1 protein-coding gene is annotated in these 453 nt (G+C 70.0%); it reads left to right on the forward strand.

Annotation, left to right across the window (positions count from 1 at the left end; genetic code table 11):
* Nucleotides 1–453, forward strand: a 453-nt coding sequence (locus AC066S_RS39360; protein WP_478271990.1) for a PepSY domain-containing protein, incomplete at both ends; no start/stop codon positions are given.

Here is a 453-nt window from a genome sequence, read left to right on the forward strand (position 1 = left end):
GACCAAGAGGGGGCGCAAGGGCGAACTCCGCTACGAAATCAAGGTCATCGATGCGCGCGGCGAGAAGCATGAGGTGCTGGTGGACGCGGCCTCCGGCGCGGTCGTCGCGCAGGAGCGCGAGTGGCCCACGCAGCCGGTGCCGCCGGCGCAGATGGCCCGCTACATCCGGCAGCTGGAGCAGAAGTACGGCGCGCGCGTGGTGAACGCCGAATTCGAGCGCGACGGCCAGGGCAAGGCGGTGTACGAGGTCAAGCTCTCGGAGCGGCCCGCGGGCGAGATGAAGCTGCTGCTCGACGTGCGCACCGGCGAAGTGCTGCATCCGCCCGAGTCTGCCGCTCCGCAGGCCCCGCCGAAATCCATGGCCGCCCTGCTCGAGTCGCTGCCGCCGAAATTCTCCGGGCTGGTGCTGGAGGTGGAACTCGAGACCGACCACCGGCGGCGCCCCTACTACAG

The organism is Bradyrhizobium sp. CFUWI (assembly GCF_056429085.1).